This window comes from Mobiluncus mulieris ATCC 35243 (assembly GCF_000160615.1).
Lineage (GTDB): Bacteria > Actinomycetota > Actinomycetes > Actinomycetales > Actinomycetaceae > Mobiluncus > Mobiluncus mulieris.
The window spans coordinates 772,581-788,966 of the sequence record NZ_GG668518.1 but is presented as its reverse complement, the minus strand read 5'-3'; the positions used below and the strand labels follow the sequence as shown (position 1 = coordinate 788,966).

Annotated in this window: 17 protein-coding genes; 5 read left to right on the top strand and 12 right to left on the bottom strand. The window is 54.9% G+C overall.

What is annotated here, in order from left to right:
* Window positions 1-3: 3 nt before the first annotated feature.
* Genes HMPREF0577_RS03345 through coaD form a run of 3 tightly spaced genes read right to left on the bottom strand, consistent with a single transcriptional unit; the run spans window position 4 to window position 2,016 of the window.
* Entirely contained in the window at window positions 4-639 is a 636-nt protein-coding gene (locus HMPREF0577_RS03345) for a YceD family protein (protein WP_004012266.1), read from the bottom strand.
* The gene (locus HMPREF0577_RS03340; RefSeq protein ID WP_004012265.1) at window positions 632-1,450 is read right to left on the bottom strand and encodes an ATP synthase subunit B family protein; all 819 of its coding nucleotides are present in this window, start codon (window positions 1,448-1,450) and stop codon (window positions 632-634) included. Before HMPREF0577_RS03340 ends, HMPREF0577_RS03345 begins: the two co-directional genes overlap by 8 nt.
* 23 nt (window positions 1,451-1,473) lie before the next feature.
* Window positions 1,474-2,016 (bottom strand): pantetheine-phosphate adenylyltransferase, encoded by a 543-nt coding sequence (coaD, locus tag HMPREF0577_RS03335; RefSeq protein ID WP_169769901.1) that lies wholly within the window; start codon window positions 2,014-2,016, stop codon window positions 1,474-1,476.
* Window positions 2,017-2,055: 39 nt separating this feature from the next.
* On the opposite strand from coaD, the gene rsmD reads away from it, so the two are divergent.
* Window positions 2,056-2,619 (top strand): 16S rRNA (guanine(966)-N(2))-methyltransferase RsmD, encoded by a 564-nt coding sequence (gene rsmD, locus HMPREF0577_RS03330; protein ID WP_004012260.1) that lies wholly within the window; start codon window positions 2,056-2,058, stop codon window positions 2,617-2,619.
* Window positions 2,620-2,650: 31 nt separating this feature from the next.
* On the opposite strand, the gene HMPREF0577_RS03325 is transcribed toward rsmD, so the two are convergent.
* Window positions 2,651-5,110, bottom strand: coding sequence for an ATP-dependent DNA helicase RecG (locus tag HMPREF0577_RS03325; RefSeq protein ID WP_004012259.1), 2,460 nt, complete (start codon window positions 5,108-5,110; stop codon window positions 2,651-2,653).
* A gap of 102 nt (window positions 5,111-5,212) precedes the next feature.
* A complete protein-coding gene (locus HMPREF0577_RS03320; RefSeq protein WP_004012258.1) occupies window positions 5,213-6,892 on the bottom strand; it encodes a hypothetical protein in 1,680 nt (559 codons plus the stop codon).
* Window positions 6,893-7,065: 173 nt separating this feature from the next.
* On the opposite strand from HMPREF0577_RS03320, the gene rpmB reads away from it, so the two are divergent.
* On the top strand, window positions 7,066-7,263 hold the full coding sequence (gene rpmB, locus HMPREF0577_RS10825) for a 50S ribosomal protein L28 (protein WP_004012257.1): 198 nt from the start codon (window positions 7,066-7,068) through the stop codon (window positions 7,261-7,263).
* A 26-nt stretch (window positions 7,264-7,289) separates the two neighbouring features.
* Window positions 7,290-7,784, top strand: coding sequence for a thiol peroxidase (gene tpx, locus HMPREF0577_RS03315; RefSeq protein ID WP_004012256.1), 495 nt, complete (start codon window positions 7,290-7,292; stop codon window positions 7,782-7,784).
* Window positions 7,785-7,874: 90 nt separating this feature from the next.
* Here tpx and HMPREF0577_RS03310 read toward each other — a convergent pair whose 3' ends face one another.
* The 7 genes from HMPREF0577_RS03310 to HMPREF0577_RS03280 form a co-directional block, all read right to left on the bottom strand.
* Complete coding sequence (locus tag HMPREF0577_RS03310; RefSeq protein ID WP_004012255.1) at window positions 7,875-8,684, bottom strand: TrmH family RNA methyltransferase; 810 nt, start codon at window positions 8,682-8,684, stop codon at window positions 7,875-7,877.
* Window positions 8,685-8,708: 24 nt separating this feature from the next.
* On the bottom strand, window positions 8,709-9,089 hold the full coding sequence (gene rplT / locus HMPREF0577_RS03305) for a 50S ribosomal protein L20 (protein ID WP_004012254.1): 381 nt from the start codon (window positions 9,087-9,089) through the stop codon (window positions 8,709-8,711).
* Between the two features lie 18 nt (window positions 9,090-9,107).
* Complete coding sequence (rpmI, locus tag HMPREF0577_RS03300) at window positions 9,108-9,302, bottom strand: 50S ribosomal protein L35 (RefSeq protein WP_004012253.1); 195 nt, start codon at window positions 9,300-9,302, stop codon at window positions 9,108-9,110.
* Window positions 9,303-9,304: 2 nt separating this feature from the next.
* On the bottom strand, window positions 9,305-10,375 hold the full coding sequence (infC, locus tag HMPREF0577_RS03295) for a translation initiation factor IF-3 (protein WP_004012252.1): 1,071 nt from the start codon (window positions 10,373-10,375) through the stop codon (window positions 9,305-9,307).
* Window positions 10,376-10,779: 404 nt separating this feature from the next.
* A complete protein-coding gene (gene tatC, locus HMPREF0577_RS03290) occupies window positions 10,780-11,520 on the bottom strand; it encodes a twin-arginine translocase subunit TatC (protein ID WP_004012250.1) in 741 nt (246 codons plus the stop codon).
* Window positions 11,521-11,549: 29 nt separating this feature from the next.
* A complete protein-coding gene (locus HMPREF0577_RS03285; RefSeq protein WP_004015739.1) occupies window positions 11,550-11,831 on the bottom strand; it encodes a twin-arginine translocase TatA/TatE family subunit in 282 nt (93 codons plus the stop codon).
* Window positions 11,832-11,858: 27 nt separating this feature from the next.
* Window positions 11,859-12,479, bottom strand: coding sequence for a Sec-independent protein translocase family protein (locus tag HMPREF0577_RS03280; protein ID WP_004012248.1), 621 nt, complete (start codon window positions 12,477-12,479; stop codon window positions 11,859-11,861).
* 120 nt (window positions 12,480-12,599) lie between these two features.
* On the opposite strand from HMPREF0577_RS03280, the gene HMPREF0577_RS03275 reads away from it, so the two are divergent.
* Both HMPREF0577_RS03275 and HMPREF0577_RS03270 read left to right on the top strand, forming a co-directional pair.
* Window positions 12,600-15,239: a sodium-translocating pyrophosphatase gene (locus HMPREF0577_RS03275; RefSeq protein ID WP_004012247.1), complete on the top strand. Its 2,640-nt coding sequence runs from the start codon at window positions 12,600-12,602 to the stop codon at window positions 15,237-15,239.
* Between the two features lie 10 nt (window positions 15,240-15,249).
* Entirely contained in the window at window positions 15,250-16,314 is a 1,065-nt protein-coding gene (locus HMPREF0577_RS03270; RefSeq protein WP_004012246.1) for a glycosyltransferase family protein, read from the top strand.
* Window positions 16,315-16,386: the final 72 nt, after the last annotated feature.

Genomic DNA, 16,386 nt, shown 5'->3' with positions numbered 1-16,386 from the left:
CCACTAGTTTTCTCCCTCCGGGTTTTCCCGCAGCGACTTTGCCAAGTCCCCCAAAGCCGCCCAGCGCGGGTCGACGTTTTCGTGGTGGTGGTCGGCGGGCAGCATATCGAGACGTTCGCCGCAATCGGGGCACAAGCCTCTACAGTTTTCATCACACAACGGCAAATTGGGCAGGGCTAACACCAAGTTGTCCCGCAGTAAAGGTTCCAAGTCGATTTGGTTGTCATCACTGACCTCGAGGATGTCTACGCTGTCTTCTCCGGCTTGCTCGCGCGCCGAGTCCAAAGATTCAGGGAAAAAGAACATTTGGGTTTCGTCCAGGGATAGCACCTCATGAACAGGATCGAGGCAACGCGAACATTGCGCCACCGTCCCCACCTCGCCGGTGATGTGAGCCAAGATGCCCTCAGAGACGGCCGTAAGCTCGACGCGGCATGGGATTTCCGTGCCTTCAAGCGTAACCACACTGTTGGTCCACTCTGGACTCAGCGGGAAACACCAGTCAAACTCCAGGCGGGAGCCGGGATTGCCCGGCAAAGCGTGCAGGTCAAGGCGATAGGGAGAGCCAGTTTTATCACGCCGAGCGGGACGAGCGGGACACGCGGTTTCTCCGGAGGGAGAGTCGGGGTGTTTAGTCATGAGTCTCTTTCATTTCACTAGCCGTTTCGGGGTCAAACTTGGCGCGTTCCTTCAAAACCTTTCGTCCCGCAGCGGATTGTTCCTGCATTTTCCGGAGGATACCCTCGAGTTCCGCAAGTTTATCTTCACAGTATTTATCGGCGCCACTGGTTTGATTCTCGGCTATTTTAGTAGCCTTTTCAATAACTTGTTCGGCGCGATCCTGAGCCATCACTACAATGCGTTCCTTGTTAATCAACTCGTCAGCGCGAGCATGGGCATCGGCCTGAATCTGTTCCGACTTTGATTGGGCTTTAGCCAGGATTTCATTGGCTTCCTCTTGGGCGCGCTCAATCACCGCATTGGCTCCAGCCACAATCTGGTTGGCCATGCGGATATCAGCTGGCATGGCTTCGCGGGCAGAATCCAGCAAAGACAGCGCTTGTGCCTTGTTGACCAGCACGAAAGGACTCATGGGTAAGGATCTGGCCTGCGAGATTAGCGCCTCTATTTCAGCCAAAACATCCATCAACTCCGAGCCCTTGTAATCCTCGGCGTTAAGCTGGGCAATCATCTGTTGCGAAGTCAAAGCCTCGGGTTCTTTGCCTGGTTTGTCAGCGGGTTTATGGTTCGATTTGCCGTTCGATTCTTTGTTGGGCTCGGCCTCCGTCGGCTCGGCTGGCTCGGCTGGCTCGGCCGGCTCGGAACCAGGTTTGACCTGCGACGATTCCTTGCTATCAGCCCCAGTATTTTCCGATGGCATCCCCGTGGTTTCCTCGGTTTTATCGGTTTTGTCGGTTATATCGGCATCGGTGGTTTCGGTATTACTCACTTTCCCAACTCTCCTTTCCTGGTTTACTTCCCGTTTTGGTCAAATCTGGCTGCGATTACTTTACCTCGTGCCTGCGGCGGTTTTATCCTAAACACATCATAGAGCGCTGCGGCGGTCTCTACGTTCACCATGTCAAAAATATCCACCCCGTAGCGAGCCACTTCCTTGACCATCGAAGACGAAATATGCGCCAGCCCGAGCCTACCAGCCACAAAAACCGTGGGGGGCGCCCCCAAATGCAAATTCATTTGGCTCATGGATGATTCATAATCGAAATCCGAGGCGTTGCGCACCCCCTTTACAATAACATCGATTCCACGTTTCTGGCAGTATTTCGCCAATAAACCGGGAATAATCTCGACGTTAACCAGAGTATCCAAATCGGCTTCCCGTAATGTTTTCTCGGCCAGCTCCTGGCGTTTTTCCGGGGTAAACAAGGGGGTCTTTGAAACATTTTCAGCCACTCCCACCACCACGTTGTCAGCAAAAGCCAGACATTGGCGCACCATATCAAGGTGCCCGAAGGTAAAGGGGTCAAAGGTTCCGGGGCATAACGCTGTAGTCACGCTATTAAGGTTAGCGGCTTTTAAGCTAGGCTTGGGGCTATGACACGGATTGTAGCGGGAGCCTGGGGTGGACGAGTTTTGCAAGTGCCGCGTTCGGGGACTCGCCCCACTTCGGAACGGGTGCGCGAAGCGATTTTTTCCCGCCTGGATTCCCAAGGTGTTATTGCCGGGGCACGGGTTTTGGATATTTTTGCCGGCTCCGGAGCACTGGGTTTGGAAGCCTTGTCTCGCGGGGCAACAGACGCGATGCTGGTGGATTCTGCCCGGGGTGCTGTACAGGTTTTGCGTGCCAATGCGGCAGCTCTGAGTGCCGGGGAGCGGGTGCAGGTAGTGGGTGCGGACGCGGTTCGGTTTGCCGCTTCATTAGGTGCCAACGAGCGTTTCGACCTGGTGTTCATCGACCCACCCTATACCCTGGATTCTGGAATTCTCGACCAAGTTTTGTCGAGCGTAGCAACACATCTTGCCCCCGCAGGAATCATTATTTTAGAAAGTTCTTCGCGGGCAGTACTACCAGATTTACCCCCGCAACTCATGAACCGTACCACCAAAACCTACGGCGACACCCAAGTGAGCTTCCTGGAAGTCGCACCCAAGAATTAAACTAAATGGTTCAAAGAAATGGGGATATGGGTCAAGATTTACGCAAATTCTCACCCCCCTGCCCCAGTCCGAACACCAGGCGCGCCAGTTCGGGGTGATTGGCCAGCTGGGCATCCTCGGCCACGATTTCCTCGGCCGCTTGTTTGGCGGCCTCGATAATTTTTGCGTCTTGAACCAGGGACAATACTTGGAGCCTCGAATTACGCCCCGCTTGAGTATCGCCCAGGACGTCGCCTTCGTGGCGAATCCGCAAATCGGCTTCTGCTAGGGCGAAACCATCTCGAGTCGAAGCAAAAGCCTCGAGGCGTTCTCGCGCCGGGGTGTCCGCCAGGCTCAGGGGCGCAATCGCCAGACACACCCCGGGACGCACCCCCCGCCCAATACGCCCACGCAACTGGTGCAACTGGGACAGCCCGAAACGATCCGCATCCAGAATTATCATCATCGAAGCCTCGGGGACATCCATACCGACTTCGATAACAGTAGTAGACACCAACAGCGGCGCCACCCCGGACACAAAATCAGCAATCGCCCGCTGCTTAGCCCCAGAATCCAAGCCGGAATGCACCCAAGTGATAGTGGTATCCGCGAAAAACGGCAAGGCTTGCAGCCGTCTGAACGTGTCCTCGACATTGTGCAAGACCCGCCCCGGCGCCAAGGTCGGCACGTTCCCCGACGCACCGCCAAATTCTTCCTCTAAAGGCACAGTGGTGGTTGGTTTCGCGAGTGGTGCGGTGTCGGGTTTTTCCGCCGTGTCCCCCGGGACGGGTTCATGAGGTGCCTTCTGAGCACAAAGGACGTAAACTCGGCCGCCATCCAAGATTTCTTCCGCCGCGCGCCGCCAGGCACGTGCCACCCAAGCCACATTATCTTCCGAGACTAAAAAGGTCTTTACTTCACCGCGTCCCCGAGGGATTTCGGCGAGCACCGAAACATCCAAATCCCCAAACACAGTCATTGCCACCGTGCGCGGAATCGGAGTGGCGGTCATCGCCAGGAAATGTGGGGCGCGCTGACCCGCCGCCAACAGTGCCACGCGCTGTTCCACCCCGAAACGGTGTTGTTCATCCACTACCGCCAAACCCAGTTTGGAAAACTTCACAGACTTACTCAACAAGGCATGGGTTCCCACGACAATCAAGGGTTCCCCGGTTTGCAGCGCCGTTTGCAGGGCGGATTTTTCTTTGGCTGGGGTGGAACCCACCAGTAACCGCAGTCCTACCACGTCACCCTCCGGCTTAGTGCCGTCCAAGCCCGAAGGGGAACAACCCAGATTTCCTAGCAGTTTCTTCAGGGTCTCGAAATGCTGATGTGCCAATACCTCTGTGGGTGCCATAAAAGCAGCCTGGCACCCGTTTTGGACAGCGGTTATCGCCGCGAGGGCGGCGATAACCGTTTTCCCCGAGCCAACCTCGCCTTGCAACAACCGGTTCATCGGGACTTCCGTGGCCATATCAGCCGAGATTTCCTGCCAGGCGCGAAGCTGCCCGGCGGTTAGTTCAAAAGGCAACTGGGCAAGGAACCGCTCCACCAGGGTTTTCCCACCCCCAGAGATATCCACTTTGTCAGACGTGGCGGCAGTTTCCGAATGGCACCTCATGACCCCGGAACCACCCCCAGAAGCACCCGCAGAGCCACCACCCGGTGAACTGTCCGCAGAAATCACCCCATTCCCATTGACTTCCGCCGGCGAAGCCCACGCCGGACGCAGTCGAGCCTGCTGACGAGCCTTTGCCAGCGCTGCCCCCAAAGTCAGAGCCTCGCGATATCGTAAATAATCCAAGGCACATTCATGAGAGGCCTCGTCCGGAGGGTGATGCAGCCACTGCAAGGCCTCGGCAGCCGTCGGCAAACCCCAGCGCGCACGCAAATCCTCGGGGATAGCCTCGGGGATTTCCTCCACCCCAGCCAAGATGGTGGTAATCAATCCCTCGATTTTCCACGAAGGCAACCCGGCCGTAGCGTGGTACAGGGGTTGCGGGCGCAAGGAGAGCTCACGAGCAACCTCCGGGTCGTAATCCTGGAGTACCTGGTATTCCGGATGCGCCAAAAAAGCCTCCCCCGAGCCACCAAAACCATCCACCCGCCCCGAGAGTTTACCCGCAAACACCCCAATTGTGCCTTTTTCCAGGCGGCTAGCGTGAAACTGCAAGGCAGCAGGATGTTTAGCGAAAAACCGCACGGTGAGCCGTCCGCGCGTAGCTCCCCACAACGTCGAAGCTTCGCCCAGCTCATCTTGTAGCACCACGGTGAACATGGCTTTGTCGTGACGCCGTGTCCAGCCCAGCTGCGTCGACATCACCGCCGCGAACAGGGTCACTTCCGTGCCGGGAACAAGGGTGTCGAAACGAGTTAGCTCCCCCCAGCGATACATTCGCCGCGGCGGATACCACAACAGGTCACCCACGGTTCCGATTCCCAGGTGCGCCAACTTGGACACCAAGGATTTCCCGCGTACCAGGCGAGACAACGGCGCATCCAGATTCGTCATGTTTTCCACTCTACTAGATGACTTGGAGCAAAAAATTTCCTTCGTCAACACCCCGCACAAACCTTGGTTTATCTGGGGTTATGCGGGTAGTTTTACGCCTGTTTAGGTTTCATCCCACTCGGTGTCATCCTTCACTCCCAACAGGGTTGCCCCGCTTTGCCCCCCATAAAAAATCGTCAGTTCAATGCGGGGGTCGCCCTCGGCCATGCTACGCAGCCTGACCCGATCCACGCCGGGTTGACGCGCCCCGATTAGCGCCATAATTTCAGCAGTATCACCCGGAGCAAAAGCACAAAGTGCCTCAAGTTGTTCCTTTAGGTTTTCGCCGATTTCCTCTACCCGAATCAGCGTGCACAACCGCTGTATTTCGCGCTGCGCCGAGGCTTCAGAATCGCCATCACGGTGACATTGCCAAGTGGCCAGTCCTGCGCTGAGCCACAATGCGCTCAGTTCGTCGCGGCTGGGGGCGACGGTCACTACGGCGGTTTCATGAGGTGCCATTTCCTTGGCCAGCTCCCACGTGGCGGGCGAGCTGGGTATTAGCACGGATAGTCCCCGTGGTTTTCCCAAAGCCCACTGTACCCAATCCGTCCCGCTCGGATTCAACAGTACCGTGGCTGAGCCACGCGCATACATTTCCACCAAAGCTGGAGCTTCGCTAAGGATTACCAATTTGGGACGTTTTTGTTGCATCCCCGATTCCAGGGCATCCACGCCGCTAAACCCACTCGAGCCACCGGATTTTCCGGATTTGCCAGGCTGACCCGCGCGGGTAAAACGTCGCGTGAACAACACCACATTGTCTTTTTCCGGCACAGGATCTTCCGCGCCGACACGCCAAAGGGAAGACTCGGGGGGTGATAGCTGTTCCACCAGGATGTTCTCGTGAGGGTGAGGCAGAATCGACAGCGGCGCGGCCGTGTGAACATGGGTGGTGAAAGTAGCGAAACCCAGCTCGTCTTTAGTCCCCAGTTCCAGCACTTCGGAACAGGTTGCGCCCAGTTCTTGGCGGCGCGTGCCAATTTCTCGCGCATAGCCAGTGTGACGAAAAGTAACTTCGAATTCTGTGCCCGGAGTCTGGGCACGCCGGGCACTAACAACAGGACGCGACCGGTCAGCCCAGTCAGTTAGCATGGACTGGATAATCTCGGTATTACCCGGAGTTTTCCCTTCGATTGAGGCCACCACATCTGCCAGGCTGGCCAAAATTAGGCACGCCCCCGCCAATCCCGCATCCCCAACCCCCCGGTGAGTATCAGCGGAATCTACGGTAAGCTGCTGGGCGCATACCACCGTGGTATCCATCACCGCAGACAAAGTGTACACGTTGAGCTCCGCTAGTTCTGCCTCGATGTTTCGTACCAGGGCAGTTAGTCCAAAATCCAGACTGACTTCCCCGTCAAGGTTCTGGAAATCTCGAGAAATGCTGCTAACAGCTTGTACTAGTTCTACGGGACGAATCAGCGGAACTTCCCGCCAGGTTTTGGCGGTGGCCGCGAGACTCGCCGCCGTGAACATGCCGCTGGAACCACGCGGGAATTTCGCAGCCACACTAGCTAGATGCGCCATGAACCGGTCGGGTGGGATGTGCGGGGAAAAAACCGCAGCGACAGCTGCCAGTTTTGACCAGGTTGCCGCCAAGTTCGTCCCGGTATTGAAATTAGGCACTGGAAAAGTATTGAGGTCATTAAGCAAATCCTCGGCTTGCACCAACAGTGTCGCCGTATGCGCCACCCAGGCACAGAAATCTTTGGTTTCTATAATCTGGCGGGTTACATCCACATATGCTCCTTGGGTTGAGATTTATTTTAGCGGCCAAGCCCACGAAAACGGGCAGTAACAGGGCTCGATTTGTTCATACCCTATTTTTGGCTTATTATTGTCAGGTTGCTCTTATGAGCGAGGGGCTGTTTTGGCTCCTTTAGACTGTGAAGAATCGATTTCAGGAGAAAATTGTGGCTGCGGTATGTGACATTTGTGGTAAAGGACCGGGTTTTGGGATGAGTGTGTCCCACTCTCACCGGAGGAATAAGCGTCGTTTCAACCCGAATATTCAGCGGGTTCGCGCTCTGGTTAAGGGCACCCCCAAGCATCTGAATGTCTGCACCAAGTGCATCAAGTCAGAGCGCGTGGTTCGCCCCGCCGCAGTGTAGCTAGAATTCAAGCTATAAGTAACTTCATGGCTCTTACACATTTACAAGGCACCCCAGTAAACACTGTGGGTAATTTGCCGGCACCAGGCACCAAAGCCCCGGATTTTAGTGTCACCAAGTTGGATTTAAGCGAACTGACCTTGGGAGACTTGGCGGGTAAGACGATTTTGCTCAACATTTTCCCATCCATTGACACGGGGGTCTGCGCCGCATCCGTCAGACGGTTCAACATCGAGGCGGCGGCTCACCCGGATGTGATGGTGGTCAGCGTTTCCCAAGATTTACCTTTCGCCTTGGGGCGATTTTGCGGTGCCGAGGGCATTGAACATGTGATTACCACCTCTGGTTTCCGCTCTAGCTTCGGCACAGATTACGGTGTGAAACTGGCGGACTCCCCCATGGCCGGCTTGTTAGCGAGAGCCGTTGTTATCATTGGGGCTGATGGCACAGTGAAATACACCGAACTGGTCGAGGACATCGCGCAAAACCCCAACTTCGAAGCCGCTCTCGCCTCGTTATAAAGCTTTCTGTTCACATATCCACCCATATTTGGGGGGGCAGCCGCTTTTGCGACTGCCCCCCCAAACCATGTTTTAAAGTCTTCGCAAAAGTCACCTGGTTTGAGCGTGCGCTGTCATCCACAAAGCCAAAGTCGCAGCCTGTGATACATTGAAAGATTCAGCTTGCCCGAACATAGGAATGGCCATCAATACATCGCACAACTCGCGCTGGGCAGCATTCAGACCGTGAGCCTCATTGCCCATCATCCAGGCGACTTTCTTGTCGGCAAATTGGCTCGCCACCTCGAAACCCCAAGCCAAGGGGGCATCCAAAGCAGTGCCAGCTACCAGCCATTGCGACTCATGAAGCGTCGAGACTAATTGAGCCAAATCCGAAAAACGCGGCGTCGGCACATGAAACACAGATCCCACCGAGGCGCGAATCACTTTCGGGGAACTCACATCGGCAGATTGTTCCCCCATAAAGACACTACCCGCCCCACAGGCATCCGCCAAGCGCAGCATGGTTCCAACATTGCCGGGATCTTGAGTTTCCGGCAAAATCAGCGCTACGCGCCCCCGCAACTCATGAAGCGGAGGAAAAACCGCGAAACTGGCCGTCGCGAACCAGCCCTGCGCGGCCTCGGCCACGACTCTCGCAACCCGTTCACTGACCCAGTGCCCATGCACCGGCGCGGCCTCCACCAGCGACAAAAGCTCCGGCTCGGAGACCCCCGCCGCCTCGGTAAGATACACGTCCTCCACCGAATCCGGCGCGAACCGTAAAGCCTCACGCAAGGCCTGGGCACCCTCGATGCGAATCAGCGAGGATTTTAGACGTGCGGAACGCCGCGAGAGCCCGGCAATTCTACGCATCTTTACAGACGACGGATTGTCCAGAATCTCGCGACGTTCCAGCATGTTTCGAGTTATCCGCTCCGCTACCTAGGCGGCCGGTTGGTTTACATCCTTCGGCAAGGCATCCTTCGCAACCTTCACCAAAGCGTTGAAAGCGGTGATATCACTGACAGCCAATTCGGCCAGCATCCGGCGATCAACTTCCACTTCCGCCAGGCGCAAGCCCTGGATGAAACGGTTGTAGGTCATGCCTTCGGCGCGGCAGGCCGCATTGATGCGGGTAATCCACAATTTGCGGAAATCACCCTTGCGAGCCTTGCGGTCGCGATAGTTATACACGAAAGAATGCGTGACCTGTTCCTTCGCCTTACGGTACAGACGGGAACGCTGCCCGCGATAGCCGGAGGCGCGCTCCAAAGTGGTACGACGTTTTTTGTGAGCGTTGACTGCGCGCTTAACACGTGCCATGATTAATCTCCTTTTCCCTTACTTACCCAACAGCTTCTTGACGCGTTTCACGTCAGACGGAGCCACTACCTGGTCTTGGCTCAAGCGACGAGTACGGCGACTGGACTTGTGTTCCAGCAAGTGGCGTTTGTTAGCGGTTTCACGCATCAGCTTTCCCGAACCAGTGGTGCGGAAACGTTTCTTAGTGCCCGAATGGGTTTTATTCTTCGGCATAATTATTTCTCCTCTGTTTCAGCCTGAGCCGTGGCGGCCGGCGTTTTTTCGGTCTTGCCCACAGTCGTCTTTTCGGTCTTCGGGGCAGATTTCTTGGTGGTGGAACGGGTCGTTTTGTTCGCCGTTTCACCTCCAGTTTTAGGGGTTCGCCGCGTAGTGGTACGCGGGGCGCGTTTGGCCACAGGTTTCCCCGGCTCGCCCTTGGCCGAGCTGGATTTAGGGTCGGCCTTGGCGCTGCCGGCTTTGGCGGGACTAGCTTTGGTGCTTCCAGATTGAGCCGCAGGAGGCGTTGGTTTCACGTCGGCTTCATGAGGTGCCGCCGCGTCATCAGTTTTACTAGCCGATGCCCCGTCTGTTTTCTTCAAACCGGCCAGACCACCCTCGCCCAGCTGCGAGAATGTCAGCGGCTTCAACACCGGAGCATTGGCTTGTTCCGCCACCCGCTTTTGGTTGCGCAAAGCACGTTCCGCTTTCGCGTCCCGTTTAGCCTGACGTTCATCTTCACGACGTTTACGTTGCACCGAAACCGCGTCGGTCTTCTTTTTCACCGGTGCTAAGACCATCGTCATATTGCGTCCGTCCTGACGCGGTGTGGATTCCACAATCCCGTCTTCGGCGATATCTTCCGCCAGGCGATTCATCAGTTTAACGCCCATTTCAGGGCGGGATTGTTCGCGGCCACGGAAGCGAATCATAACCTTGACTTTGTCACCGCCGTCAAGAAAACGACGCATGTGCCCAAGCTTCACCTCGTAGTCATGCTGGTCAATCTTCAGCCCCAAACGGATTTCTTTCAACTGGGTAGAGGCCTGGTTGCGCTTCGCATCGCGAGCCTTTTGCGCGGCCTCGTACTTGTATTTCCCAAAATCCATCAGCTTGCACACCGGTGGATGCGCCTCGGGGGCGACTTCCACCAAATCCAAACCGGCATTCTGCGCCAAAATCAGGGCTTTACCAATGGCTACCACCCCGATTTGTTCACCGTTTTGACCAATGACGCGCACTTCACGTACGCGAATCTGGTCGTTAACCCTTACGTCTGAAATGACAACTCCTTGCTTGTGATATGCCATAAACCGGGTTAAACGCAAAAACCATCCGACTGTGACGAGAAAACGCCACAGCTGCACTATCGTGCTCGAACCATTACCCAAGACGTACCAAAGTACCGGGCAGAGGTGGGAATAATCTTCCGCTTAATCCCGGCTATGAGCCGGACAACTTATACTACCAATTCATGAGGTGATATCCCAAATCACGGCATATTTACGGAAAACCGGGCGGGGCAGATTTCCTAATTTAGCCGGTTACAAAGAGTTGCGCCTAAAACGGTAAATCCTTGCCGTTTTTCGGAGCGCAAGAGCCCTAGCGGAGTTCCGGCGGCAGTAGACATTTAAACACTGCTACGTTGCATTTGTGGCGCTCTCAGGACTTCGTCCATGCGTCACAGCACCCTGCGGTGGCACCAATCTGCGGGTTACTCTCGCGCGGAGCCGCATGAACCCAACTTACGCCGCCGCCCCCGGAGACAATCATGCAACGCGGAAATCCCCACCGCACCAAAGTACAGTGCCAATAACGCCCCGGCCTGGAGCAGAATCGGCCACGGTGTCGGCAACGGATTGGCAATCGCGGAAAACACCAGCGCTACCATTACCGCGAGACGCCACGCTTTAAGCATCTGGCGCGCCCGCAACACCCCCACAAAGTTCAGCATCACCAGGATTTCGGGAATCAAAAACGACAACCCAAAGGCAATCACCAGGCGAATATAAAAATGAATATAAGAATCGGCCGAAAGTAGCATCACTGCTTCGGGCGGAGTGAAAGAAGCCAAAATTTGAACCGCGCGCGGAGCCGTCCAATCCCCGAAAACCGCACCCCCGGCAAACAACACGACCCCGAAAAAACCAAAAACCGCCAGCCAACTGCGCTCCCGATTCTTTAATCCAGGCCACAAAAACGCCAAGGTTTGATATATCCACCAAGGCGAAGACATCAATATGCCCAGCCACAACGTAACACGCAATTTCAAATCCAACGCCGCGCCAATGGTTTGAAAATTTAGCTCTGCTCCCCCAATGTCACGCATCGGGGCGGTGATATGCGCCAGCGCCAGCTCATAGAGGAACCAACCACCGATGGACGCCGCCGCGATACCCAGCAACGCGAAAATCAGCCGACGGCGCAGCTCTTTGAGGTGCGCCGCGATGGTCATAACCCCCTTAGCTGGGGTTGGTGATTCGCTCAATTGTCCTGGTGAGGAATGCTTTGGTCGGCGGGGTTTTCCGGCTTCGGTGCTGCCTGAGTGGGGGCTTGTACTTGGCTTGTTTCCGGGCTGACGGGCGCGGCAAAGTTTTCATCTTCGGCCAAATCTTTGAGTTCTTCCTTCAAAACTTTCGCTGATTTCCCCACATTACGAGCGATTTCAGGCAGTTTCGCCGCTCCAAAGACCACCACCAAAACGATAATGACCGTAATCCAAACAATAGGGCTGACAGACAGCATAACCGCGTGTGAGGGAACCATGTTTCTCCTTATATATAGGCCGTATATCTAGCTTAGCTGATTTTGTGGCGGCGTGACGATTGGCTCCTGTTCCTCTGGCAGTGCAGTCTGGGCGGACGAGCCGGTTGGGTTTCCGACCTCGGCGTTGTTGTCAATCGGGTTGACCGGGTCGGGTTTCGTGGTGGTTGGATTGGTTGGGTGGGGCGAGTTATTTCCTTCGCTTAACTTGTTTTCGTCGGGTTCATGAGGGGCTTGCTGGTGTAGCGCCTGCAAAGCTCGCAACTGCGGCTCGAATAATTTCAGACTCTCCGGCACGGGTTTTTCCGAATCAGTGGTGAAATCTGGAGTTTCCCTGGGTTCCAGTTGGGTGACTTCCGGCGAGGAACCGGTAGTTATGGCCTTTATCCACAGTTGCATTTCCTCGGCCACGGCCTCTTTCACGAGGTGACGGGGATTGAACTGCGAAGGGTCAAATCCCGACAAATCCACTTTCAGCCCGCTACCAGCAGCGGTGGTTTCCTCGCGCAGTTTCGCCGACCAGCGGCGCAAATATTGCAAGGCTTGACGCAGCCACATAATTCCTTGGGCAGCGTGGCGAGGTCCCGCAATGATGACCCCCACCACCAAAATCAACAGCAGCTCCGAGCCGCTTATCCCAAAGAATTCCACAATTCCGATTGTAGTGAGGTGACGCAGATTTCTTCAAGAGTTCAAACAGCTGCGGGATGTATTTTTGAAAACTAGACTGGTTAGTTAACAGGGAAAGCCCTAGTGAAACGAGGTTGATTTATGTTAATAGGTTTCCCCCCTGCTACTGTCCCATCCCTAGCGGCAGCTTTGCCGCCCACCGAAGGCGAAATGGGAGGAGGTGAAGCAAACCTGATACTGCCGGATTTAGGTCTGGCTACCATCCACGGGATTCCCGGAAGTACCCTGCTGCTAATAGGAATGCTGGTATGCGTGGCTGGGCTGGCTTTCGGGCTGATGACCTTCCTGAGTCTACGTTCCTTACCAGTTCATAAATCTATGTTGGAAGTAGCTGAGCTAATTTATTCTACTTGCAAGGCCTACCTGGTGAAACAAGGTAAGTTCCTATTATTCCTGTGGGTGTTCATTACCGCCATTATCTTTATCTACTACAAGATTCTGGTGGGATTCACCTGGTCCAAAGTCGCTATTGTGATTGGCTTTAGCCTGCTGGGCATGGCCGGTTCTTTTGCGGTAGCCTGGTTCGGAATTCGGGTCAACACCTTTGCCAATGCCCGTACTGCTTTTGCCTCACTAAAGGGACGTCCATATCCGGTTCACTTCATTCCCCTGCAAGCTGGGATGTCCATCGGCACCGTGCTGATTTCCACGGAGCTGTTGATGATGTTGATAATTTTGGTATTCCTGCCCAAAGACGTGGCCGGAGCGTGTTTCATTGGCTTCGCTATCGGAGAATCCCTGGGGGCTTCCGCCTTGCGTATCGCCGGTGGTATTTTCACCAAAATTGCCGATATCGGCGCGGACTTGATGAAGATTGTATTCAAGATTGACGAAGATGACCCGCGCAATCCCGGGGTAATTGCCGACTGCACCGGGGATAACGCCGGGGATTCGGTGGGACCTTCCGCTGATGGTTTTGAAACCTATGGAGTGACGGGGGTGGCCTTGGTGACCTTCGTGGTGTTGGCGGTGGATGACTTATCTTTACAGGCCTTGCTTTTGGTGTGGATTTTCGTGGTTCGTGCGGTCATGATTATCGGAGCCGCCTTAGCCTACGCTTTGAATACCCTATGGGTTCACACCAAGTACCATGAGGCCTCGCGAATGAATTTTGAAACCCCCTTGACGAGTTTGGTGTGGGTGACCTCGATTATGTGTATCATCCTAACCTACGGTGTGACTTGGTTCATTATGGCTGACCAGCCCGCAATGCTATGGGTGAAACTAGCGACCATCATTACCTGCGGCACCTTGGCCGGAGCCTTGATTCCCGAGTTGGTAAAGGTGTTCACTTCGACCAACTCGCATTTTGTGCGCGAAACTGTCAAGTCTTCGCGTGAAGGCGGAGCGAGTCTGAATATTCTTTCCGGCCTGGTCGCTGGCAATATGAGCGGCTACTGGCTGGGAATCACTATTGTGGGTCTGATGGGGGTAGCCTTCCTGATTTCCGAAATGGGGCTAGGGACTGTGATGCAAGCCCCCGAGGTTTTTGCCTTTGGCCTGGTGGCTTTCGGGTTCCTGGGAATGGGGCCGGTCACGATTGCGGTTGACTCTTACGGTCCGGTAACCGACAACGCTCAATCCGTGTTTGAGTTGTCGCGTATCGAGTCTGTGCCCGGCATAGAGGGGCAACTCATGAAAGAGTACGCCGTTAATCCAGTGTGGGAAAAAGCCAAACTGATGCTAGAAGATAATGATGGGGCAGGAAACACGTTTAAAGCCACCGCCAAACCAGTGCTGATTGGCACCGCCGTAGTGGGTGCCACCACCATGATTTTCTCGATTATCATGTCCTTGACAAACTCCTTACATAATCAGGAAGCCGTTGCAAACCTGTCCCTCCTACATGCTCCCTTCCTGCTGGGTCTAATCGCCGGAGGCGCAGTGATTTACTGGTTCTCTGGGGCTTCTACCCAGGCCGTAACCACTGGCGCCAACCGAGCGGTGGCTTTCATTAAGGACAACATTAAACTCGATGCCAACAACGAACGGGCTTCGGTAAGCGATTCACGCCGCGTGGTGGAAATCTGTACCCAATACGCTCAACAAGGGATGCTGCTGATTTTCTTGGCTGTGTTCTTCGCCACCCTCTCCTTTGCCTTTGTGGAGCCGTATTTCTTCATCGGCTACCTGATTTCAATTGCTATCTTTGGCCTGTATCAAGCAATCTTCATGGCCAACGCCGGTGGAGCTTGGGATAATGCCAAAAAAGTTGTCGAGGTTGATCTGCATATGAAAGGTACAGAGCTGCACGATGCCACCATCGTGGGCGACACGGTGGGAGATCCCTTCAAGGACACTTCCTCGGTGGCTTTGAACCCAATCATCAAGTTCACTACGCTGTTTGGACTGCTGGCCGTCGAACTGGCAGTCAGTCTAACTAATCAGGGTCAGGCGCGTTTGGTTCATGTCCTAGCCGGGGTGTTATTCATCGCTTCGGCGTATTTCGTGTGGGCTAGTTTCTACCGGATGCGTATCCGGGGTGCCGCTACCAAAGACTCTATGAATAACCACGAGCCCCCTGCCGACACCGCTATCAATGGCGTACGCAATGTAAAGGGCTTGGTACTGCGTTCGACGGGGACGACGCTGCCTTCTAGCGGAGCGGATGCTCCGATTGCTGCTTCGGCCTTAGATGCCATTCCAGATTTCGACGTATCCGAAACGGACGAGAATGATATTTCCCCGGATTCGACCAGCTCCAACCCAGCGACTAGATAAGGACAAGAACATGAAACTCGCAATCAAATGGGATTCGATAAAGATTGATGAAGCCGGGCATGTGGCGGGGCATTCTGCTGGTGATACCTTGGTGCGGCGTATCCTGCGTAATTTCCCCAATTCGATTCTGATTGGGGGCACAGCCCGACGCTGCGAAGGTTTCACGGTGGCACCACTGGAGATGCTTGACCCCAACGACGTGGCGGTAATCAACATGGATGTGATTGATTCTTCACGTTTGTGGCAGAAAATGTATGACGCCGGGGCGGAAAAGCCCCGCATCATGAACTTCATGTGGTGGTCGCCCAGTGATATGCAAACCGTAGAGGGTATTGCTTCTATGGCTCTGTCCTGTACCCTGTTCCCCACCTTCGCTAACTCAGAACGTACCGCCTCCGAGGTGCGCGAGATTTGTCATAAGTGGACGGTGAAACCCTTACATGAACAGATGCAACTGGGCTGGGTAAACCTGGGATTCCGTCTGGCTCACGTACAACCACGCCAAGAAACCGAGATTCCGATAGTGCTCTACCCTTCGATTTATCTCTCGGCACGTAAACGTCCCGAGATTTTCTTGGAAGCTGTCCAGTGGGTGCATCGCAAGATACCCATCAAAGTAGAAATGCGTTTGCACGAGACGCATCTGGTCAGTGAGGCTGCGATGAAATTCTCGCAGCGAGACTGGATTTGGGTAGGTCCCCTAACCGCCACTCGCCAATCATATTGGAAAGCGCTGGCTCGAACCACGGCGTTCTTGGCCACCACTTCCGAGGAATCCTACGGTATTGCCTATGTAGAGGCTCTGGGTGCCGGGGTTATAGGGATTTTCCCGGATTTGCCGTGGGCTCACGCCTTGGTGCCCGAGGATTACCCATTTTTCTATAAGACCATGGATGAGGCCAAGAATATGCTGTGGCAAGCCGTGGTGAATCCTAAAGAGTCCCGAGCGAAACTCGATGCCTGTGCGGGTGGAGACATCCAAAAGTGGATTGGGGAACACCACTCTGATGATGCTTTCGATGACGCGTTAATCTCGGCGGTCACCGACTGGTTGGGCGATATCCCCCACGCCTAGATAATTTCATCCTGGCAGAAATTCGGGATTTTTTGGGGGTGGGGGTCAATATATTCAACCCCCACCCCCATT